The organism is Morganella morganii (genome assembly GCF_019242955.1).
Classification (GTDB): Bacteria; Pseudomonadota; Gammaproteobacteria; order Enterobacterales; family Enterobacteriaceae; genus Morganella; species Morganella sibonii.
The window spans coordinates 4,090,897-4,107,903 of the sequence record NZ_CP066129.1; the positions used below are offsets into that span (position 1 = coordinate 4,090,897).

At 49.9% G+C, this 17,007-nt stretch carries 19 protein-coding genes; 6 read left to right on the forward strand and 13 right to left on the reverse strand.

Annotated elements, in window-relative coordinates:
* Positions 1 to 2: 2 nt before the first annotated feature.
* From JC793_RS19710 to radC, 5 genes are all read right to left on the reverse strand, one after another.
* Positions 3 to 713, reverse strand: coding sequence for an O-antigen ligase family protein (locus JC793_RS19710; protein ID WP_230059893.1), 711 nt, complete (start codon positions 711 to 713; stop codon positions 3 to 5).
* A 540-nt stretch (positions 714 to 1,253) separates the two neighbouring features.
* Positions 1,254 to 2,186, reverse strand: a complete 933-nt coding sequence (locus tag JC793_RS19265; RefSeq protein WP_243846931.1) for a glycosyltransferase family 2 protein — start codon at positions 2,184 to 2,186, stop codon at positions 1,254 to 1,256.
* 429 nt (positions 2,187 to 2,615) lie between these two features.
* Positions 2,616 to 2,783 carry a 50S ribosomal protein L33 gene (rpmG, locus tag JC793_RS19270; RefSeq protein WP_004236665.1) on the reverse strand — a complete coding sequence of 56 codons (168 nt, stop codon included), beginning with the start codon at positions 2,781 to 2,783 and terminating at the stop codon, positions 2,616 to 2,618.
* Between the two features lie 11 nt (positions 2,784 to 2,794).
* Entirely contained in the window at positions 2,795 to 3,031 is a 237-nt protein-coding gene (rpmB, locus tag JC793_RS19275; RefSeq protein WP_015422374.1) for a 50S ribosomal protein L28, read from the reverse strand.
* A 247-nt stretch (positions 3,032 to 3,278) separates the two neighbouring features.
* The gene (gene radC, locus JC793_RS19280; protein ID WP_166708868.1) at positions 3,279 to 3,953 is read right to left on the reverse strand and encodes a RadC family protein; all 675 of its coding nucleotides are present in this window, start codon (positions 3,951 to 3,953) and stop codon (positions 3,279 to 3,281) included.
* A gap of 195 nt (positions 3,954 to 4,148) precedes the next feature.
* Here radC and coaBC point away from each other — a divergent pair, with 195 nt between their 5' ends.
* The 3 genes from coaBC (at position 4,149) to slmA (ending at position 6,499) form a co-directional block, all read left to right on the forward strand.
* Positions 4,149 to 5,363: a bifunctional phosphopantothenoylcysteine decarboxylase/phosphopantothenate--cysteine ligase CoaBC gene (coaBC, locus tag JC793_RS19285; protein WP_166708869.1), complete on the forward strand. Its 1,215-nt coding sequence runs from the start codon at positions 4,149 to 4,151 to the stop codon at positions 5,361 to 5,363.
* Entirely contained in the window at positions 5,341 to 5,799 is a 459-nt protein-coding gene (dut, locus tag JC793_RS19290) for a dUTP diphosphatase (RefSeq protein ID WP_004236669.1), read from the forward strand. Before coaBC ends, dut begins: the two co-directional genes overlap by 23 nt.
* 106 nt (positions 5,800 to 5,905) lie before the next feature.
* Positions 5,906 to 6,499: a nucleoid occlusion factor SlmA gene (slmA, locus tag JC793_RS19295; RefSeq protein WP_046892863.1), complete on the forward strand. Its 594-nt coding sequence runs from the start codon at positions 5,906 to 5,908 to the stop codon at positions 6,497 to 6,499.
* A 72-nt stretch (positions 6,500 to 6,571) separates the two neighbouring features.
* On the opposite strand, the gene pyrE is transcribed toward slmA, so the two are convergent.
* Together pyrE and rph are read right to left on the reverse strand one after the other, a co-directional pair.
* A complete protein-coding gene (gene pyrE / locus JC793_RS19300) occupies positions 6,572 to 7,219 on the reverse strand; it encodes an orotate phosphoribosyltransferase (RefSeq protein ID WP_166708871.1) in 648 nt (215 codons plus the stop codon).
* Positions 7,220 to 7,299: 80 nt separating this feature from the next.
* Entirely contained in the window at positions 7,300 to 8,028 is a 729-nt protein-coding gene (gene rph / locus JC793_RS19305; RefSeq protein ID WP_004236673.1) for a ribonuclease PH, read from the reverse strand.
* Positions 8,029 to 8,152: 124 nt separating this feature from the next.
* Here rph and JC793_RS19310 point away from each other — a divergent pair, with 124 nt between their 5' ends.
* On the forward strand, positions 8,153 to 9,016 hold the full coding sequence (locus tag JC793_RS19310; protein ID WP_046892861.1) for a YicC/YloC family endoribonuclease: 864 nt from the start codon (positions 8,153 to 8,155) through the stop codon (positions 9,014 to 9,016).
* A 51-nt stretch (positions 9,017 to 9,067) separates the two neighbouring features.
* On the opposite strand, the gene JC793_RS19315 is transcribed toward JC793_RS19310, so the two are convergent.
* The 4 genes from JC793_RS19315 to JC793_RS19330 all read right to left on the reverse strand — a co-directional run bounded on the left by JC793_RS19315 (position 9,068) and on the right by JC793_RS19330 (position 13,275).
* Positions 9,068 to 10,468 carry a nucleobase:cation symporter-2 family protein gene (locus JC793_RS19315; protein ID WP_166708872.1) on the reverse strand — a complete coding sequence of 467 codons (1,401 nt, stop codon included), beginning with the start codon at positions 10,466 to 10,468 and terminating at the stop codon, positions 9,068 to 9,070.
* A 321-nt stretch (positions 10,469 to 10,789) separates the two neighbouring features.
* Positions 10,790 to 11,782 carry a dicarboxylate transporter/tellurite-resistance protein TehA gene (tehA, locus tag JC793_RS19320; RefSeq protein WP_052926493.1) on the reverse strand — a complete coding sequence of 331 codons (993 nt, stop codon included), beginning with the start codon at positions 11,780 to 11,782 and terminating at the stop codon, positions 10,790 to 10,792.
* 111 nt (positions 11,783 to 11,893) lie between these two features.
* Complete coding sequence (locus tag JC793_RS19325) at positions 11,894 to 12,346, reverse strand: hypothetical protein (RefSeq protein WP_166708873.1); 453 nt, start codon at positions 12,344 to 12,346, stop codon at positions 11,894 to 11,896.
* Positions 12,343 to 13,275 (reverse strand): LysR family transcriptional regulator, encoded by a 933-nt coding sequence (locus tag JC793_RS19330; RefSeq protein ID WP_166708874.1) that lies wholly within the window; start codon positions 13,273 to 13,275, stop codon positions 12,343 to 12,345. Before JC793_RS19330 ends, JC793_RS19325 begins: the two co-directional genes overlap by 4 nt.
* A gap of 98 nt (positions 13,276 to 13,373) precedes the next feature.
* Here JC793_RS19330 and JC793_RS19335 point away from each other — a divergent pair, with 98 nt between their 5' ends.
* Positions 13,374 to 14,402, forward strand: a complete 1,029-nt coding sequence (locus JC793_RS19335; protein ID WP_166708875.1) for a zinc-dependent alcohol dehydrogenase family protein — start codon at positions 13,374 to 13,376, stop codon at positions 14,400 to 14,402.
* 137 nt (positions 14,403 to 14,539) lie between these two features.
* Positions 14,540 to 14,983 carry a DUF411 domain-containing protein gene (locus JC793_RS19340; protein ID WP_243846933.1) on the forward strand — a complete coding sequence of 148 codons (444 nt, stop codon included), beginning with the start codon at positions 14,540 to 14,542 and terminating at the stop codon, positions 14,981 to 14,983.
* Here JC793_RS19340 and JC793_RS19345 read toward each other — a convergent pair.
* Together JC793_RS19345 and accA are read right to left on the reverse strand one after the other, a co-directional pair.
* Complete coding sequence (locus tag JC793_RS19345) at positions 14,977 to 15,885, reverse strand: LysR family transcriptional regulator (protein ID WP_218427040.1); 909 nt, start codon at positions 15,883 to 15,885, stop codon at positions 14,977 to 14,979. The genes JC793_RS19340 and JC793_RS19345 overlap by 7 nt on opposite strands.
* Before the next feature lie 63 nt (positions 15,886 to 15,948).
* Positions 15,949 to 16,908, reverse strand: coding sequence for an acetyl-CoA carboxylase carboxyl transferase subunit alpha (gene accA / locus JC793_RS19350; RefSeq protein WP_218427042.1), 960 nt, complete (start codon positions 16,906 to 16,908; stop codon positions 15,949 to 15,951).
* Positions 16,909 to 17,007: the final 99 nt, after the last annotated feature.

The window sequence follows — 17,007 nt, forward strand, 5'->3', positions numbered from 1 at the left end:
CCTCAGCGATTCATCGGCTGTGGCTGCTCTGCGGTATCTTCTTTACCGCCGGTCACCAGCGCCACGGCAATACACAGGAGATAAACTGTAATACTCTCACGACTGAAGAACAAGACATCAGTCAGGCCATAACCGCCCAGGCACAATGTAATCATAATCAGTAAGAGGTTCTTATTCCGGATACCGGCGTACAACAGCGAGAGATAAATCAGCACCAGCAGCACACCACCGATGATCCCCTGTAATGACAGAACCTCAATCAGCTCACTGTGCAGGTGTACGGTGAGATAAATCACTATTGAATCACTGATATTACCGGCCGCTATTTTTTCTGAAATAAAGTCATTACGGGCCTGAAAAGATTGTCCGAACGGTGCGTGCTTAAACGCAGACAGCCCAGCGTACCACATGGTATAGCGGTCGCCCAGTGATCCTCCCGGTTTTGTCACATCATAACCCTGAGTTTCCGTAATCGCCTCATTAATACGGGACTTATATAAGAACTCATATGATGTTCCTGCAAAAATCAGCAGAAGCACAACAACGATACTAACCTTTTTAATACTCAGGCTCTTGCGGAAAACAATGGCGGTATAAAAAACAGAAAGCAGAAGGTAGACAGCGATCGCCGCACGGGTCTGTGTCAGTATGATGATCGCATTTGAAACTATCAGATTAGTGAAAAACAATGAAATATTTAATTTATTTTTCACCTGAGCACAAAAATGAAGACTGACAAAAAAAATTGCGCTGACCAAATATGCAGTAACTGTCGCCCGGTTTGTATCTAATTCCACCCTGTCTTTATTTAAAACAAAAATATCATAAAGTGCATACAATAAAATATAAAGCGGCAGTACCTTGATGACGCCTGATACATATATATTACTGAAAAATCTTCTCAGTTCATTCTTTAATAAAATACAAACACAAAAGATAAAGGCGCCGAGTATAATTCTTGATGCTGTCGGAGAATAACTTTTGTAAATACTCAACCCGTCATCATTCATCAAAAATGACCACGCAACCCGGGAGATACCAAACAACAGAAATGAGGCAGCAACAAGCAGGGCTGCACGGTCACGGAAAAGTGATATCTTTCTGAAAAAAACCAGCCAGATTGTCACGATAACAGACAAATAACTCAATATAAAATAAGAATCCCGTGACCACGTATCTGCAAAAGAAGCAATAACCATCGAGAATGCCATTAACATACCAATAATAATTGGTAATGCTCTGTTCATTACCATTTAAAATGCTCCCGATGACTTTATTTTTAAAAACATTATTTTTCTGCTTAATCTTACTTTTGAACTGAACAAAAACCGAAATACTTTGATATCATTGAACCGTTCCATAACAAAACGCGGAAGCTTACGTTTATTATTTCGTGATAAATAATCAGAACAGACTTTAACAAACAGCCCTTCAAACATCACTTTTTCATTTGAATTTTTAACGAAAAAACTTTCCATCGATAAAACAATCTGCAGGAAAAGGACGGTTTTATTCATACTTTTCTCTGTGGATAAACTGCCGCGATGCTTATAGTAACAATAGATCTGAGTGTCAGTGATCAGGATATTCTGAGCCGCACAAATAACATTTGCGGTAATCACCACATCTTCATAGCAAAAAATCTCAGGAAACATATCATCCGTCAGGATATCCCGGCGGATAAATCTGCCGAGTAAATGGCCTTTAACCGTCTTATGTTCCAGATATAATTCTTTCAGTCTGTCCTGAGTGATTGATATAACCGGTTTATCCTCAATCACTAATACCGGATTGCGGTCATGATGTTCATCCAGGCGGGTTATCAGTAAATCAAACGGATGCTCCCGTATAATATCCATAACCAGGGTCAGTGCACCGTTTTTCAGTACATCATCACTGTCTAATGCTGTGATATATTCGCCACGGGACAATGAATACGCATAATGCCGGACTTTACCGACATTAGAAAAATCAACAGTTTCAACAACTTTAATAAAATTCCGCGGCTGATAACGACTGATAATATCTAATGATTTGTCTGTTGAGCCATCATTAATAATGATCGCTTCAACCCTCTCCGGAGAACCATTCTCATTCAGGGCATTATCCAGACTCTCTAATGCGGCCAGAATTGATGACTCCGCATTATGTACTGCAATCATGACCGAAATAACCGGGTTACTCATATCATATTCCAACATTCGTTTTGGTCTGCGAAGTAAACTGATTCAGATTCTGGCGGCCACTGACACACCAACTCCGTAATCATATAAAAATTATATAAAAATAATAAATAAATCAGCTTTTGTCGTTGTATGTTCTGATAAAGCAATACTACCCGTAAATGATACAGTAATCATAATATTTTAATACTCTTACAATCAGTATTTAAGATAAGTATACGATTTATCTATGATTTTATCTTTAATTAACATTAAAAATGATACCATTTTATGTAAAAACACCAATAATTTGTAAAATACCAGCAAATTGCACTATCCGACTCAAAGAATGAGTACAGATGAAAAGATAACCCTTTGTAAGCTCTCCTCCGCCGGATAACAGGCAATAAAAAACCCGGCCGAAGCCGGGTTTTTTCAATCAGAAAGCAGAAATTACTTAATTTTTGCTTCTTTGTACATTACATGCTTGCGAACAACCGGATCGAATTTTTTCATTTCCAGTTTTTCAGGCATAGTACGTTTGTTCTTCGTAGTGGTATAGAAGTGACCTGTACCTTCAGAAGAAACCAGTTTGATCTTTTCGCGAATACCTTTAGCCATTTTTCAGCTCCTTAGTACTTCTCACCGCGGGTACGTAAATCAGCTAAAACAGCCTCGATACCCTTTTTATCAATGATACGCATACCTTTAGCAGATACACGCAGAGTCACGAAACGTTTTTCAGACTCAACCCAGAAACGGTGAGAGTGCAGGTTCGGCAGAAAACGACGTTTGGTCGCATTTAATGCGTGAGAACGGTTGTTACCGCTCATCGGACGCTTGCCAGTAACTTGGCAGACTCGGGACATGTCTATTCTCCAAAAATCTAATCAGCTCGAGCTTTGTATTGGGTGAGGCTGCCTCGTCAGGCTTAGGAGCCCATCTCAGCTTACTTTTGACTCGCCGGGAAATTGCTCTGTCAACCAGCAAAAATATGCTGAGATAGGCTCTTCTCGCCAAACCCAAGATCCTCAAAGGTGGCGTAGTATACGCTTTCCGGCGCAAACGCTCAAGACCCGAACAGTAAAGATCGTGTGTTTCTGCGAAAAAAACTGCTCAGATCAGCTCGTGTTCTGCAAACGAAAACGTATTGAATTTCCCGACAATCAGGTGATCCAATACGTTAATCCCCACCAGCTCACATGCCTGAACAATTTTTTTTGTCAGCAGACGGTCAGCCCGGCTGGGATTTTCGTTACCGGAGGGGTGATTATGCGCCAGAATCACAGAAACTGCATTCACTTTGAGCGCCAGGCGCAAAATCTCTCTGGGATGCACTTCCACACAGTTTACCGTACCGGAAAACATCTCTTCATAACGGATAAGCTGGTTCTGATTGTTGAGAAAAAGCACAGCAAACACTTCCCGCTCCTGCCCGGCCATCCGCTGATTAAGATATGCCTTTACGGTACAGGCACTGCTGAGAAATTGTGTTTCCTGAAACTGGCTGCTGAAATAGCGCCGGGACAATTCCACAATCGCCTGCATCTGACAAAATTTACTGTCCCCGATCCCGTTAAGGGGTTTGAATTCCTCATAACCGGCTGTCAGCAACCGGTGAAGTGATCCGAAAACCTCCAGCAGATACTCAGCAAACTGCCTGACCGGCCGATCCCGGGTGCCGGTACGTAAAAAAATCGCCAGCAACTCTGAATCACTCAGTACCGATGCCCCGTATGCGATCAGTTTCTCTCTCGGCATCAATGCCGTATTTCCGGTTATGTTGTCCATTTATTCTCCGTTTTTTTCCTGTTTTACCGGAAAAAGTATGTCAGCTCCGGCTGTTTTTCCGCATAAAACCCCCTATTTTTGCGAGGCACGCCGAAGAAAAAACATTATTTAGCTGGATAAATACACAGCACCCTACCTATACGGCGGTGTTGTGGTAAAATCGCCTGTCTCCGAAAAATAACTGGATAAAACACAATGTCCGAACTGACAGGAAAACAGATAGTTCTGGGTATCAGTGGTGGTATCGCAGCCTATAAAGCCCCTGAGATTGTCCGCCGTCTGCGTGACCGGGGGGCAATTGTCCGTGTCGCTATGACACCTGCTGCAACCGCATTTATCACCCCGCTCACACTTCAGGCCGTTTCCGGTTTCCCGGTTGCGGAAAGTGTGCTTGACCCGGCAGCTGAGGCGGCAATGGGCCATATTGAACTGGGGAAATGGGCAGATCTCATTATTCTCGCGCCCGCCACCGCTGATCTGATTGCCCGCCTGAGTGCCGGTATGGCCAATGACCTGGTCACCACTATTTGCCTGGCATCAGATGCCGCCATTGCCGTTTCACCGGCCATGAACCAGCAGATGTACAGAGCGCAGACCACTCAGGAGAACCTCGCGCATCTGGAACAGCTCGGTTTTGCCGTCTGGGGGCCGGACAGCGGCAGCCAGGCATGTGGTGACACCGGCCCGGGACGCATGCTGGATCCGTCAGAGATAGTCTCACGGGCAGAACAGCACTTCCGCAAAAAACAGGACATGGCCGGTATCCGCCTGGCCATCACCGCAGGGCCGACACGCGAAGCACTCGACCCGGTGCGTTTTATCAGTAATCACAGCTCCGGTAAAATGGGCTTTGCCATTGCTGCCGCGGCCGCAGCACGCGGTGCGGATGTCACTCTGATAGCCGGGCCTGTCACATTACCGACACCACCGGGTGTTAAACGTATTGATGTCAGCAGTGCCTGTGAAATGAATGATGCCGCACAGCTGACAGCCCCGCAGCAGGACATTTTTATCGGCTGTGCTGCTGTGGCCGATTACCGTGCCAAAGCGGTTGCGCCTGAAAAAATTAAAAAACAGGGCGACGAAATCACTTTCACGATGGTGAAAAACCCGGATGTGATCGCCGGTGTCGGCGCTCTGGAAAAAAACCGTCCGTTTGTGATTGGATTTGCAGCTGAAACCCAAAATGTGGAAGAATACGCGCGCGGCAAGTTGGTGAAAAAGCAGCTCGATATGATTTGCGCCAATGATGTTTCTGTTGAAAACCAAGGATTTAACAGTGACAACAACGCCCTGCATCTGTACTGGCATACCGGCGATATCAGCTTACCGAACATGAGCAAATCAGAGCTCAGCCACCATTTACTGGACGAAATACTGAAACACTATGACCAAAAAAATCGACATTAAGATTCTTGATCCGCGCATCGGCGGGGAATTTCCGTTACCGGCCTACGCCACACCGGGCTCTGCGGGTCTCGACTTACGTGCCTGCCTGGATGAAGCCACCGAACTGAAACCGGGGCAAACGCTGTTACTGCCGACCGGTCTTGCCGTCCATATTGCAGACCCGTCTCTGGCGGCAATGGTGCTGCCGCGTTCCGGGCTCGGCCACAAACATGGCGTGGTTCTCGGCAATCTGGTGGGCTTAATCGACTCTGACTACCAGGGACAGCTGATGGTATCTGTCTGGAACCGGGGCGACACCACTTTCACGATTGAACCGGGCGAACGTATTGCACAGATGATTATCGTTCCTGTTGTTCAGGCTGAATTCAATATTGTTGAAGAATTTACCGAAAGTGAACGCGGAGCCGGCGGATTTGGCCATTCAGGCCGTCAATAATACTAATAACGCCGTTTTATCTCCGTCACTTTTCTGACAGTGGTACTGTTGTACTGCTGTCCGCAGGCAGATGTGTGTTTGCTTTAACGCAGGGGTTTTATCTGACATGGCAGAAAGTACAAAAAAGAAGAACAGGCGCGAGGAGATCCTGCAGGCGCTTGCGCAGATGCTTGAGTCCAGCGACGGCAGTCAGCGTATAACAACCGCTAAGCTTGCCGCCAGCGTAGGGGTTTCAGAAGCAGCGCTCTATCGTCATTTTTCCAGTAAAACAAAAATGTTCGACAGCCTGATTGTATTTATTGAGGACTCACTGATTTCGCGGATAAACCTTATCCTTCAGGATGAGAAAGAAACCATTTCGCGGATAAAACTGATTCTGATGCTCCTCTTGGGGTTCTCGGAAAAAAATCCGGGCCTGACCCGTATCATGACCGGTCATGCGCTGATGTTTGAACAGGATAAATTACAGAGCAGAATTAATCAGTTGTATGAACGAATCGAAGCTCAGTTGCGCCAGGTCTTAAAAGAAAAGCGAATCCGTGACGGCAGCGGTTTTACTTATGACGAAAGCCTGTTAGCATCTCAGCTACTCGCCTTTTGCGAAGGTATGCTGTCCCGTTTTGTTCGCTCAGAATTTAAATACCGGCCGACACAGGAATTTGAAGCCCGCTGGCCGCTGATCCTTGCACAACTTCAGTAACACCGTTTTTAGTTAAACTACTCACCCCGCCCGTTTTATTGGGCGAGGGCTTTTTTTTACCTGCTGTTACGCTCAGATTTCGATACCGTACTGCTCACGGTAAGCCCGTACAGCCTGTAAATAGGTATCCATTTGCGGATCTTCCGCCAGATAACTGATTAAATCATTCAGTGTGATGATGGAGAATACCTGACAACCGTAATCACGTTCCACTTCCTGAACCGCCGATAACTCGCCTTTGCCTTTTTCCTGACGATCAAGACTCAGCATTACACCAGCAAGTGTTGCGTTATTTTGTCTGATGATTTCCATCGACTCACGAATTGCTGTCCCGGCGGTGATCACGTCATCCACCACCACAATCCGGCCATTCAGCGGACTGCCGACCAGTGTTCCGCCTTCCCCGTGGTCTTTGGCTTCTTTGCGGTTAAAACAGTATGGCATATCAAGATCATGATGCTCCGCCAGTGCAACCGCGGTCGTCGTTGCAATCGGAATGCCTTTATAGGCCGGCCCGAACAGGACATCATATTGCACACCACTGTCACACAATGCCGCAGCATAAAAGCGTCCGAGCAGCGCCAAATCCCGTCCGGTATTAAATAACCCGGCATTAAAGAAATACGGGCTTTTCCGGCCGGACTTCAGCGTAAATTCACCAAATTTAAGTACCTGTTTTTTCATCGCAAGTTCAATAAATTCGCGCTGATAAGCTTTCATCGGGATCTCCTGATTCTGATTTACGGATAACGCGCCTGAATCACAGGCATAAAAAAGGCGACTATCACGTCGCCTTCTGATTAATTTTCTAATGCCGCCTTCTGGGCGGAAAAAATGGTTTCCAGCCCGCCCCTTGCAAGGGCCAGTAACGACAGCAACTCATCATGACTGAACGGCGCACCTTCTGCCGTGCCCTGGACTTCAATCATCCGTCCGTCATCAATCATGACCACATTCATATCGGTTTCTGCCGCAGAATCCTCGACATATTCCAGATCACAACGCGGCTCGCCGTCCACGATACCGACAGAAACGGCGGCAACCATGGATTTCAGCGGGCTGGCTTTCAGCTGGCCTTTTGCGACCATCTGATTCAGCGCATCCGCCAGCGCCACACAGGCACCACTGATAGCAGCAGTACGGGTACCGCCATCAGCCTGGATAACATCACAGTCGAGAGTGATGGTGAATTCGCCCAGTTTGGTCAGATCAACCGCAGCGCGCAGCGAACGCGCGATCAGGCGCTGAATTTCCATTGTGCGGCCGGTCTGTTTGCCACGGGCAGCTTCGCGGGCATTACGGGAATTGGTCGCACGCGGCAGCATGCCGTATTCGGCAGTGATCCAGCCCTGTCCCTGACCTTTCAGGAAACGCGGCACACCTTCTTCAACGGAGGCATTACATAACACTTTAGTGTCACCGAACTCCACCAGCACAGAGCCTTCGGCATGTTTGGTATAATGACGGGTGATAGTAATAGGACGCACCTGGTCTGTTCCCCGGCCAGCGGGACGTGATGACTGACTCATAGCGATTCTCCGGTTCAGTTAACTGTTGGGGGCGCATTATACGGCTTAAACCGGTGAATGCCTATGCCTTAACACCATAACAGCGCTATAATCAGAGCAATAAATCCATCACAGGACAGATATTATGATCCGTAGTATGACCGCGTTTGCCCGTCAGGAAGTCAAACGCCCGTGGGGCACCGCCTCATGGGAACTCCGCTCTGTTAACCAGCGCTACCTTGAAACCTACATCCGCCTGCCGGAACAGCTCCGCAGCCTGGAGCCGGTGATCCGTGAGCGTCTGCGTCAGCGTCTGACCCGCGGCAAAGTGGAGTGTAACCTCCGTTTTGACCTGAGCAGCAACGCGCAAAGCGGGCTGAATATGAATGAAGAGCTGGCAAAACAGCTGGTCGCGGCAGCAAACTGGGTTAAAAACTACAGTCACGAAGGGGAAATCAACCCGCTGGAAATTCTGCGCTGGCCGGGCGTGATGTCTGCACAGGAGCAGGATCTGGATACCATCAGTGAAGAACTGCTGGCAGCACTCGATGATACCATCACGGCCTTTATTGATGCCCGCGAACGTGAAGGTGCGGCACTGAAAACCTTAATCGAGCAGCGCCTTGACGGTGTGACAGAAGAAGTCCGCAAAGTCCGCGCACAGATGCCGGATATCCTGTTATGGCAGCGTGAGCGCCTGCAAAGCAAACTGGATGACGCACAGATCCAGGTGGATCCGAACCGTCTGGAACAGGAACTGATCCTGCTGGCACAGCGTATTGACGTGGCGGAAGAGTTAGATCGCCTCGATGCGCATGTGAAAGAAACCCATAATATCCTGAAGAAAAAAGAGGCTGTCGGCCGCCGTCTGGACTTTATGATGCAGGAATTCAACCGTGAATCGAACACCCTCGCCTCAAAATCCATCAATGCCGGTATCACCAGTTCCGCCATTGAACTGAAAGTGCTGATTGAGCAGATGCGTGAGCAGATCCAGAATATTGAGTAATACATAATACTGACAGCCCGCTGAAATACGCGGGCTGTCAGACGACTTTAATTAAACTTCCTCTTCCCTCACAGATTCTTCAATATCATCCGGTTCGGTTTCCTTACTGATCGGAATAATTAAATTCAGAATAATGGCTGTCACACCACCCATACAGATCGGGTTTTCTGCCAGTGCGTAAAGGGATGTCGGCAGGACGTGGAAAACCGCCGGGTCATAAGAGACACCGAGTCCAAGCCCCAGCGAGGTCGCCACAATCAGGGTTTCACGGCGGCGCAAACCATTCGACAGAATGATGCGTATCCCGGCAATGGCGATCATAGAGAACATCAGTGTCATAGCGCCACCCAGCACCGGTGCCGGAATCGTTGTAAAAAACCAGCCGATCCCCGGAAACAGCCCCAGAATCACCAGGATAACCGCAATGATTTTCCCGACATGGCGGGAAGCCACTCCGGTCATCTGAATGACCCCGTTATTCTGGGCAAAGGTGGTCAGCGGCAGAGAACTCATCGCGGATGCCGCCACAGATACCAGACCATCCGCCATTACCCCGCCTTTCAGACGGGACTGGAATTCCGGCCCCTGAATTTTCTGCCCGGACACCAGTGCGGTTGCCGTCAGGTCACCAACCGCTTCCAGCACACTGAGCAGATAAATAATGGCGACGACCAGGAAATGGGCGAAGTTAAACGAGAAACCATATTTGAACGGCACCGGGATCGTGATAAACGCGGCTTTGCTCATCTGACTGAAATCGACCATCCCCAGAAACAGAGCGCAAACATAGCCGGCAATCAGCCCGATCGCGATCCCGCCCATGCGCAGCAGCGGACTTTTGCAGCAGTTAAACCCGATAACCACCAGCAGAACCAGTAACCCGACACCGATATTCTGATAATCTCCGAAAGTGCCGGAAGACTTGGCGGAGAAGCCGCCGCCGAAATCAATAATCCCGACTTTTATCAGACTCAGCCCGATCATCAGAACCACGATACCGCTGACTGTCGGCGTAATCACCCGGCGCAGATAGGGCAGGATAAAAGACGATCCCACAACTAAGAACGCACCGGCAAACGAGATACCGAAGATAGTGGACAGTAACAGTTCCTCATCAACACCATCAGCCCGCATGCTGGTTCCGATGGCAATCATCACTGTCACAAATGAAAAGTTAACGGACTGAATCGATAATAACCCCGAGCCGACCATGCCGTAGCGGTTTACCTGCAGCCAGGTGCCGACACCGGAGGCAATCATGGCCATGGAAACAAGATACGCATTGGTCTCAGGCGATAACTGTAAGGCAGTACCGACAATCAGCGCCGGTGTGACCATCGGGACAAAAATTGCCAGCAGATGGGTCACGGCACCAATAATCGCCTGTAAAAACGGGGGTTTATCCTCGAGCTGGTAAATAAGATCAGATGCTGTGTTTTGTTGATCAGACATCTCTTCTCTCCTGTACGTGAATTTGACTATCTGACTCTGTTAATAACTATCTGTTTTTATTTAAGACTCTTGTGGAGAACAGACGGCTGTCATGCAATCTGTATCAACAGATAAAGCAATAACCACACCAGGAGAGGGTATAAACGGGGAAAAGGGTTATAAAATGTGATTAATAACGGAGTTTTTGATCACTTTGTGAAATTGTTCACTATTCGTACTGATGACATCAGGATGCCGGTGATTTGCAGTGCAGATATCATTATGAGAATGATGATTAATAAACAATCAAATTGATAACCGCCGGTAACCGGCGGCTGAATATCAGTTTTCCCCGCGGATACGGGCACGGGTGATTTGTTTTCTGACCAGCAGACGCAGTGAATTCACCACCAGCAGCAGAATAAAGGCGTTGGAAAAGATAAACAGAGTGAATGCCAGAAGGTGGATAAATTCACTATCTGAAGACATGCTGATATTCAGAGAGGATTTTGCCAGTGCTGATACGCCGAATGAAAAACTCCAGAATGATAAGGTAAATGCCTGCCGGGTAAACCAGGGGATCAGCCTGATCATAAATACCAGTTGCAATAACCCGTAACCGAGCAGCATTTTGGCAAAGAAATCAATATGATTCTGATTCACCGCCAGATAGGCGCTGCATGCCACCAGTGCCGGTGCCAGCTGAATACCGAAAGAGAGACGTGATTTTTCATCCATCAGCCCGTCACTGCGGATACGTTTCAGAATTGCCGGTTCCAGGCTCAGCCAGGAGAACACCCCGGCGCCGAAAAAGAGAATACCAAGGTCAGTAAACCCGAGCGCACCACACGCCATGGCACAGATAAAATTATTAGCGACGGTCGGCAGATAAAGTACCGGGGTGGTTGCTGCTTTCGGGTACTCGCCTTTCCACTGGGAGCCCACCAGCCACGCGGCATAGGAGAGCTGCGCTACTGCACCAAGGGCGAATAATCCGGTGGAAAACAGCGGAAAATAAGGCGTCAGCCCCATCGCCACCAGTACGGTGGTTGCCGGTAACAGGCTGGAAAACCCACTGGCTACCGGATGACGGAACTCATCGGTCATTTTTTCCGGGAAACAGAGACTGCGGATAATAAACAGGGATATCAGCACCAGCCAGACCGCGCAACCGGCACCGATAATCACCTCACCGATGAATGCCGGATATCCCTGCTCAGCCGCGGCATAGCGCCACGCCATCCCGGTGCCGATAAGCCCCAGAACCATGCCGAAATACCCGGCCGAAAACCGGGAAGAAACGGATTTAATCTTATTTATCAGTGCAATGCTCATATCTGTTCAGCTCTGTCGTCCTGTCATTCCCGGTACAGGTGTACGGGAACTAAATAATAGTACAAATTTTATAATTTATTTTGATAAGAGTCATTTTGTATACATGTTATATCACATCATTTTTCCGGTCATTTCCGGAATCAGCCCTGTCAGCCCCCAATGATGCGTAATTTCACGGATAATCAGTAAAAAAGCCGTGAACTGCTTATCTGAGGGGAGGGATGTTGATGAGACCGGGCTGCCGCTGATAACATTCACGATCTCATTAAACCCGCGTTCTATTTCCTCTGTGGATAAGAAATCCGTTTTATTACCGGCAAGTAAATAGTTTAGCCGCAGGTCCGGACAATGCAAAATAAGCTCGCCTGCCGGTAATGCGGCCCGTGCCGGGATAATCCGGTTTTCAATATGTTCAATCGCCACTTCCGCTTCATACGCGGTCACCGGCGAATGCTGAAAAACAAATCCGTCCATCACACAGTCACCGAGCGGAAGCCGCACATCAGCCTCCGCAGAAAAAATCCGCGTTTCTGTTGCTGTTATCTGTAATGTCAGGTGAGTCATACTGTTACCTCCGGGTCAGGATTGTGTGCCGCAAGCAAAGCGTCCACCACTACGCGGATACGCGGGGAGAGATCACGTGAGCGCGGCCATACCGCAAAAACCGGTGCAGGCGCATCATCTTCCGGGGTAGCAACCGGCAGTACCTGCAGCCGCCCCTGTTCAATATCCCGTGCTGCCAGCCAGGTGGTCAGATACGCGATCCCCATTCCGTCCGCTGCCGCGTCACGCAAAGCTTCGCCGTTACTGATAATATGTTTCGGGCGGATAGTCAGCCGGTTAACGGTGCCGTCTTTGTTCATCACCGGCCACGGCAGAATCTGCCCCCTGGATATAAATCCCAGACAATCATGCTCTGCCAGGGCTTCCGCCGTCTGTGGTATACCACGACGGGCAAGATAATCCGGTGATGCGCAAATCACGGCATGCTGTGTTCCCAGACGGCGGGCAACCAGTGTTGTGCTGTCCTGCGGATACCCGAGGCGGACCGCAATATCCGTATTTTCTTCTATCAGATCCACCCGGCGGTCAGTAAAGCTGACTATCAGTTTTAATTCCGGATGTAATTTTGTCAGTTGTGTCAGTACCGGCATCACATACAGCCGTCCGTAGGAGACCGGCAGACTGATCCGCAATGTTCCGGAAACTGTCTGACGGCGGGAAGACAGCAGTGATTCCGCCTGATGCAGCTCATCCAGCACAGATAAACAGCTCTGATAATAAATCTGCCCTTCTTCCGTCAGGCTGACACTCCGCGTTGTCCGGTGCAGCAACCGTACTCCCAGGCGTTCCTCCAGTTTTGCCACACTTTTGCCGGTCGCGGATTTGGATACTCCCATCCGCACCGCTGCCGCCGTAAAGCTGCCGGTTTCTACGGTGTGCACGAATGCCGCCATATTTTGCAATTGTGAATACAGATTCAGATTCGCCATAATTGTCTACTTTCAGGAGTCATTGCTACACCAAAACATCAGCATACACGCAAAAAAGTTACCAATAAAATAGCAGGACAGATTAAAAGGAGCTTTTTATGCAAAAAATGATGAAACGCTGGCAACTGACCGGCACCGGACTGAATAACCTGACCCTTGCAGATGTCCCGGTACCTGTACCGGGAGATCATGAGGTACTGATCCGCGTATCCGCAGTCTCCCTGAACTACCGCGATCTGCTGGTTATCGACGGAAAATTGTTACCGGAGCTGCCGGAAATGCCGTTCACACCGGCCTCGGATATGGCCGGAGAGATTGTCGCTGCCGGGGAAAAGGTCACCCGGTTTCATACCGGTGAACGGGTGATCGGCAATTTCTGGACACAGTGGACAGATAACGCCCCGCCGGCAGAAATGGCACATCACGGGATGTCACTCGGCGGCCCGCTGGCCGGCGTACTGGCAGAGTATATTGTACTGAATGAGGAAACGCTGGTCGCCGTTCCGCCGTCACTGACAGATGAAGAAGCCTCCACACTGCCGATCACCGGGCTGACCGCCTGGTTTGCCCTGACAGAGAGCGGGCATCTGCAACCCGGACAGACTGTATTACTCCAGGGTACCGGTGGTGTATCACTGGCAGGGTTACAGATAGCACTGGCAATGGGGGCGGAACCCGTTGTGCTGACCCGTTCCGCAGAAAAAATCACCCGTCTGAATGCACTGGGTGTAACCCGTATTATTGATACCGGGGCAACACCGGTATGGGCTGATGCCGTAATGTCACTGACCGGCGGTCACGGCGCAGATCATATTCTGGAAGTTATCGGCGGGGAAAATCTGCGTCAGTCCGTGGCGGCACTCGCGCCGGGCGGACACATTGCACAGATTGGTTTTATGCAGAGCGAAGAGCTGGTGATGCCTGCCGTTCCGCTGATGCTGAAACAGGCAACTCTTCAGGGGATCACGGTCGGTCACCGCCGGGCACTGGAACGGCTTTGTGCCGCGGTTGAGCAGTATCAAATCAAACCGGTTATCGATACTGTCTATCCTTTCGGTGATGTTCCGGCGGCTTTTGCTCATCTTCAGCGCGGTCCGTTCGGTAAAATAGTTATCCGTATAAAATAGTATTCCCCGGTTCCGGCAATTTCCCGCGCCGGAACCTTTACACTTCTCTGTATAACTATACGTTCCCTGTATTGACCTTCCCCTAAGGTAAACCATTAATCTCATCATTATTATCCGACTCATTACAGGAAATACCGATGAAAAAATCCGTTTGGGCGTTATCTTTATTATTAACCACATTATCTGCCGGTGCCATGGCGGCAAAAGGGACAGTCACCGTGTATAAATCCCCGACCTGCGGCTGTTGCGGCCAGTGGGCGGAGGGTGTGGAAAAAGCCGGTTATGATGTGGAAACCAATATTATTCCGCAGGCACAGCTGGAGAAAATGATGCTCGATTCCGGTGCCTCCGCGAATCTGATGAGCTGTCACCTCGCCACACTGAACGGTAAATATGTGATTGGCCACGTCCCGGCTGACAGCCTGGATGCTATTAATACACTGCCGGAAAGTGCCAAAGGGATTTCTGTTCCGGGAATGCCGGTCGGCAGCCTCGGCATGGAATATAAGGATATGAAAGAGCCGTATGATGTGATCGCGTATGATGCGGACGGAAAACAGACGGTATTCCGCAGCTACTGATTTTCGGTCTGATTCCGCAGCGAACTTTCGAGAAAATGCAGGAATTTGTCGACAACAGGTGATAATTCACGGCGGCTGGCATAGACGGCTCTCAGCTCGATGGGAGCCGGTTCTTCATTCAGCCGGACAGCCTGCAATGTGCCGTCACGGAAAGCCTGCTGACACAAATGCCCGGTCAGAATCGCAAAACCCAGTCCTTCAATGGCGGCGGCGGCGGCCAGTGCCGCGCCGTTAACCTGATAGCGGCTGCTGATGCGCACTGTCAGCCATCCGCCGTCCGGTTTGCGGAAAACCCACGGCTGGCCGTTCAGGGCACTCAGGCTGGAAATACAGGGCAGCCGGGTCAGCTCCGCGGCAGAAGCCGGGACGCCGGTCCGGGCCAGTAATGACGGCGCGGCCACCACCACACACGACCATGACTGAATCAGACGGCTGTGATAACTGCTGTCTGCCATCTCCCCGCGCTGATAGATCAGCAGCAGATCGATATCATCACTGATAATATCTGCCGGGGTCAGCCGGGTATCACACCGGATCTGCAAATCCGGATGCAGTGCGGCAAAACGGGCCAGCACCGGCGCCAGCATTTCCCCGCAGCCTTCACCGGGTACCGTCAGCCGGAAACAGCCGGTCAGCACATCATCATTACGGATCTGTGAAAAGGTTTCCCGCAGCATGGACTCCGTTTTTCCGGCGCACTGATACAACTGCTGTCCCTGTGCCGTCAGGCGCATACGCCGTGTTGTCCGCTCGATAAGACGGCAGCCGGTCTGGGTTTCCAGCTGTCTGATGGCCCGGCTGACATTAGACGACGGCATCCCCAGCCGGGTGGCGGCACCGGTAAAACTGCCCTGTTCCGCCACAGCCAGAAAAACCGGCAGCAAATTAAGATCGACCGCCATGACAGCGTCCCCGTTGTGAGAGATATCCGGCTCTATTGTTATCACAAACAGGTTAATCTGTCTTCAGCAATGGCCGAAAGACATTAATTTCTGATAGCGCTGCGCCAGTAATTCGTCTTCCGGTAAGGCGGATAACGCTGCCAGATCCTGCAACAGCTGCTCACGCAGATTATCCGCCGCCTGCTGATAGTGACGGTGAGCACCACCTGCCGGTTCGGGAATAATGGTATCGATAATACCCAGTGCTTTCAGGCGCGGCGCGGTCATCCCCATGGCTTCGGCAGCCAGCGGTGCTTTATCCGCACTTTTCCACAGGATAGAGGCACACCCCTCCGGAGAAATTGCCGCATAGGTACTGTATTGCAGCATATTGATACGATCACCGACACCAATCCCCAGCGCGCCGCCGGAACAGCCCTCGCCGGTGATAGTGCAGATAACCGGGGTTTTCAGCCGCGACAGCTCAAGCAGGTTACGGGCAATCGCCTCCGCCTGTCCGCGCTCTTCCGCGCCCACGCCGGGATAGGCACCGGCGGAATCAATAAACATCAGCACCGGCATATGAAAACGTTCGGCCATTTTCATCAGTCGCAGTGCTTTGCGGTACCCCTCCGGTGAGGGCATACCAAAATTGCGCAGTAACTTCTCTTTGGTATCACGCCCTTTCTGGTGACCGATAACCATCACCGGGCGGCCCTCAAAGCGTGCCAGCCCGCCGACAATAGCTTTATCATCCGCAAAGGCGCGATCACCGGCAAGTGCCTGAAAATCAGTAAAAATAAGACTGATATAATCCAGGGTATAGGGCCGCAGCGGGTGGCGGGCCAGCCGGACAATTTCCCATGCGCCGAGATCAGCATAAATCGACTGCGTCAGCTTTTCGCATTTTTTCCGCAGACAGGCGATTTCATCATCCGGATCAAACCCCAAATCGCTGCTGCGCTCTTTAAATGACTGCAATGCAGCGATTTTTTCTTCCAGCTCAATGATTGGCCTTTCAAATTCGAGATGATACTGAGACATAACGGACATTACCCTGACAGAAAACATCCGGTCAGTGTAAAAAAAGGCCGGAACGGGATACAGTCCTCATTCCGGCATACACTATTATCAGAAACGGGA

What these genes read in the sequence shown, in the direction of transcription:
- JC793_RS19335 (WP_166708875.1), top strand. Translation starts at nt 13,374, where the DNA reads ATGCAAAAAATGATGAAACGCTGGCAACTGACCGGCACCGGACTGAAT.
- JC793_RS19345 (WP_218427040.1), bottom strand. Translation starts at nt 15,885, where the DNA reads ATGGCGGTCGATCTTAATTTGCTGCCGGTTTTTCTGGCTGTGGCGGAA.
- rpmB (WP_015422374.1), bottom strand. Translation starts at nt 3,031, where the DNA reads ATGTCCCGAGTCTGCCAAGTTACTGGCAAGCGTCCGATGAGCGGTAAC.
- JC793_RS19330 (WP_166708874.1), bottom strand. Translation starts at nt 13,275, where the DNA reads ATGGCGAATCTGAATCTGTATTCACAATTGCAAAATATGGCGGCATTC.
- coaBC (WP_166708869.1), top strand. Translation starts at nt 4,149, where the DNA reads ATGTCCGAACTGACAGGAAAACAGATAGTTCTGGGTATCAGTGGTGGT.
- rpmG (WP_004236665.1), bottom strand. Translation starts at nt 2,783, where the DNA reads ATGGCTAAAGGTATTCGCGAAAAGATCAAACTGGTTTCTTCTGAAGGT.
- slmA (WP_046892863.1), top strand. Translation starts at nt 5,906, where the DNA reads ATGGCAGAAAGTACAAAAAAGAAGAACAGGCGCGAGGAGATCCTGCAG.
- pyrE (WP_166708871.1), bottom strand. Translation starts at nt 7,219, where the DNA reads ATGAAAGCTTATCAGCGCGAATTTATTGAACTTGCGATGAAAAAACAG.
- JC793_RS19315 (WP_166708872.1), bottom strand. Translation starts at nt 10,468, where the DNA reads ATGTCTGATCAACAAAACACAGCATCTGATCTTATTTACCAGCTCGAG.
- JC793_RS19310 (WP_046892861.1), top strand. Translation starts at nt 8,153, where the DNA reads ATGATCCGTAGTATGACCGCGTTTGCCCGTCAGGAAGTCAAACGCCCG.
- rph (WP_004236673.1), bottom strand. Translation starts at nt 8,028, where the DNA reads ATGAGTCAGTCATCACGTCCCGCTGGCCGGGGAACAGACCAGGTGCGT.
- dut (WP_004236669.1), top strand. Translation starts at nt 5,341, where the DNA reads ATGACCAAAAAAATCGACATTAAGATTCTTGATCCGCGCATCGGCGGG.
- JC793_RS19265 (WP_243846931.1), bottom strand. Translation starts at nt 2,186, where the DNA reads ATGAGTAACCCGGTTATTTCGGTCATGATTGCAGTACATAATGCGGAG.
- tehA (WP_052926493.1), bottom strand. Translation starts at nt 11,782, where the DNA reads ATGAGCATTGCACTGATAAATAAGATTAAATCCGTTTCTTCCCGGTTT.
- JC793_RS19325 (WP_166708873.1), bottom strand. Translation starts at nt 12,346, where the DNA reads ATGACTCACCTGACATTACAGATAACAGCAACAGAAACGCGGATTTTT.
- accA (WP_218427042.1), bottom strand. Translation starts at nt 16,908, where the DNA reads ATGTCTCAGTATCATCTCGAATTTGAAAGGCCAATCATTGAGCTGGAA.
- radC (WP_166708868.1), bottom strand. Translation starts at nt 3,953, where the DNA reads ATGGACAACATAACCGGAAATACGGCATTGATGCCGAGAGAGAAACTG.
- JC793_RS19340 (WP_243846933.1), top strand. Translation starts at nt 14,540, where the DNA reads ATGAAAAAATCCGTTTGGGCGTTATCTTTATTATTAACCACATTATCT.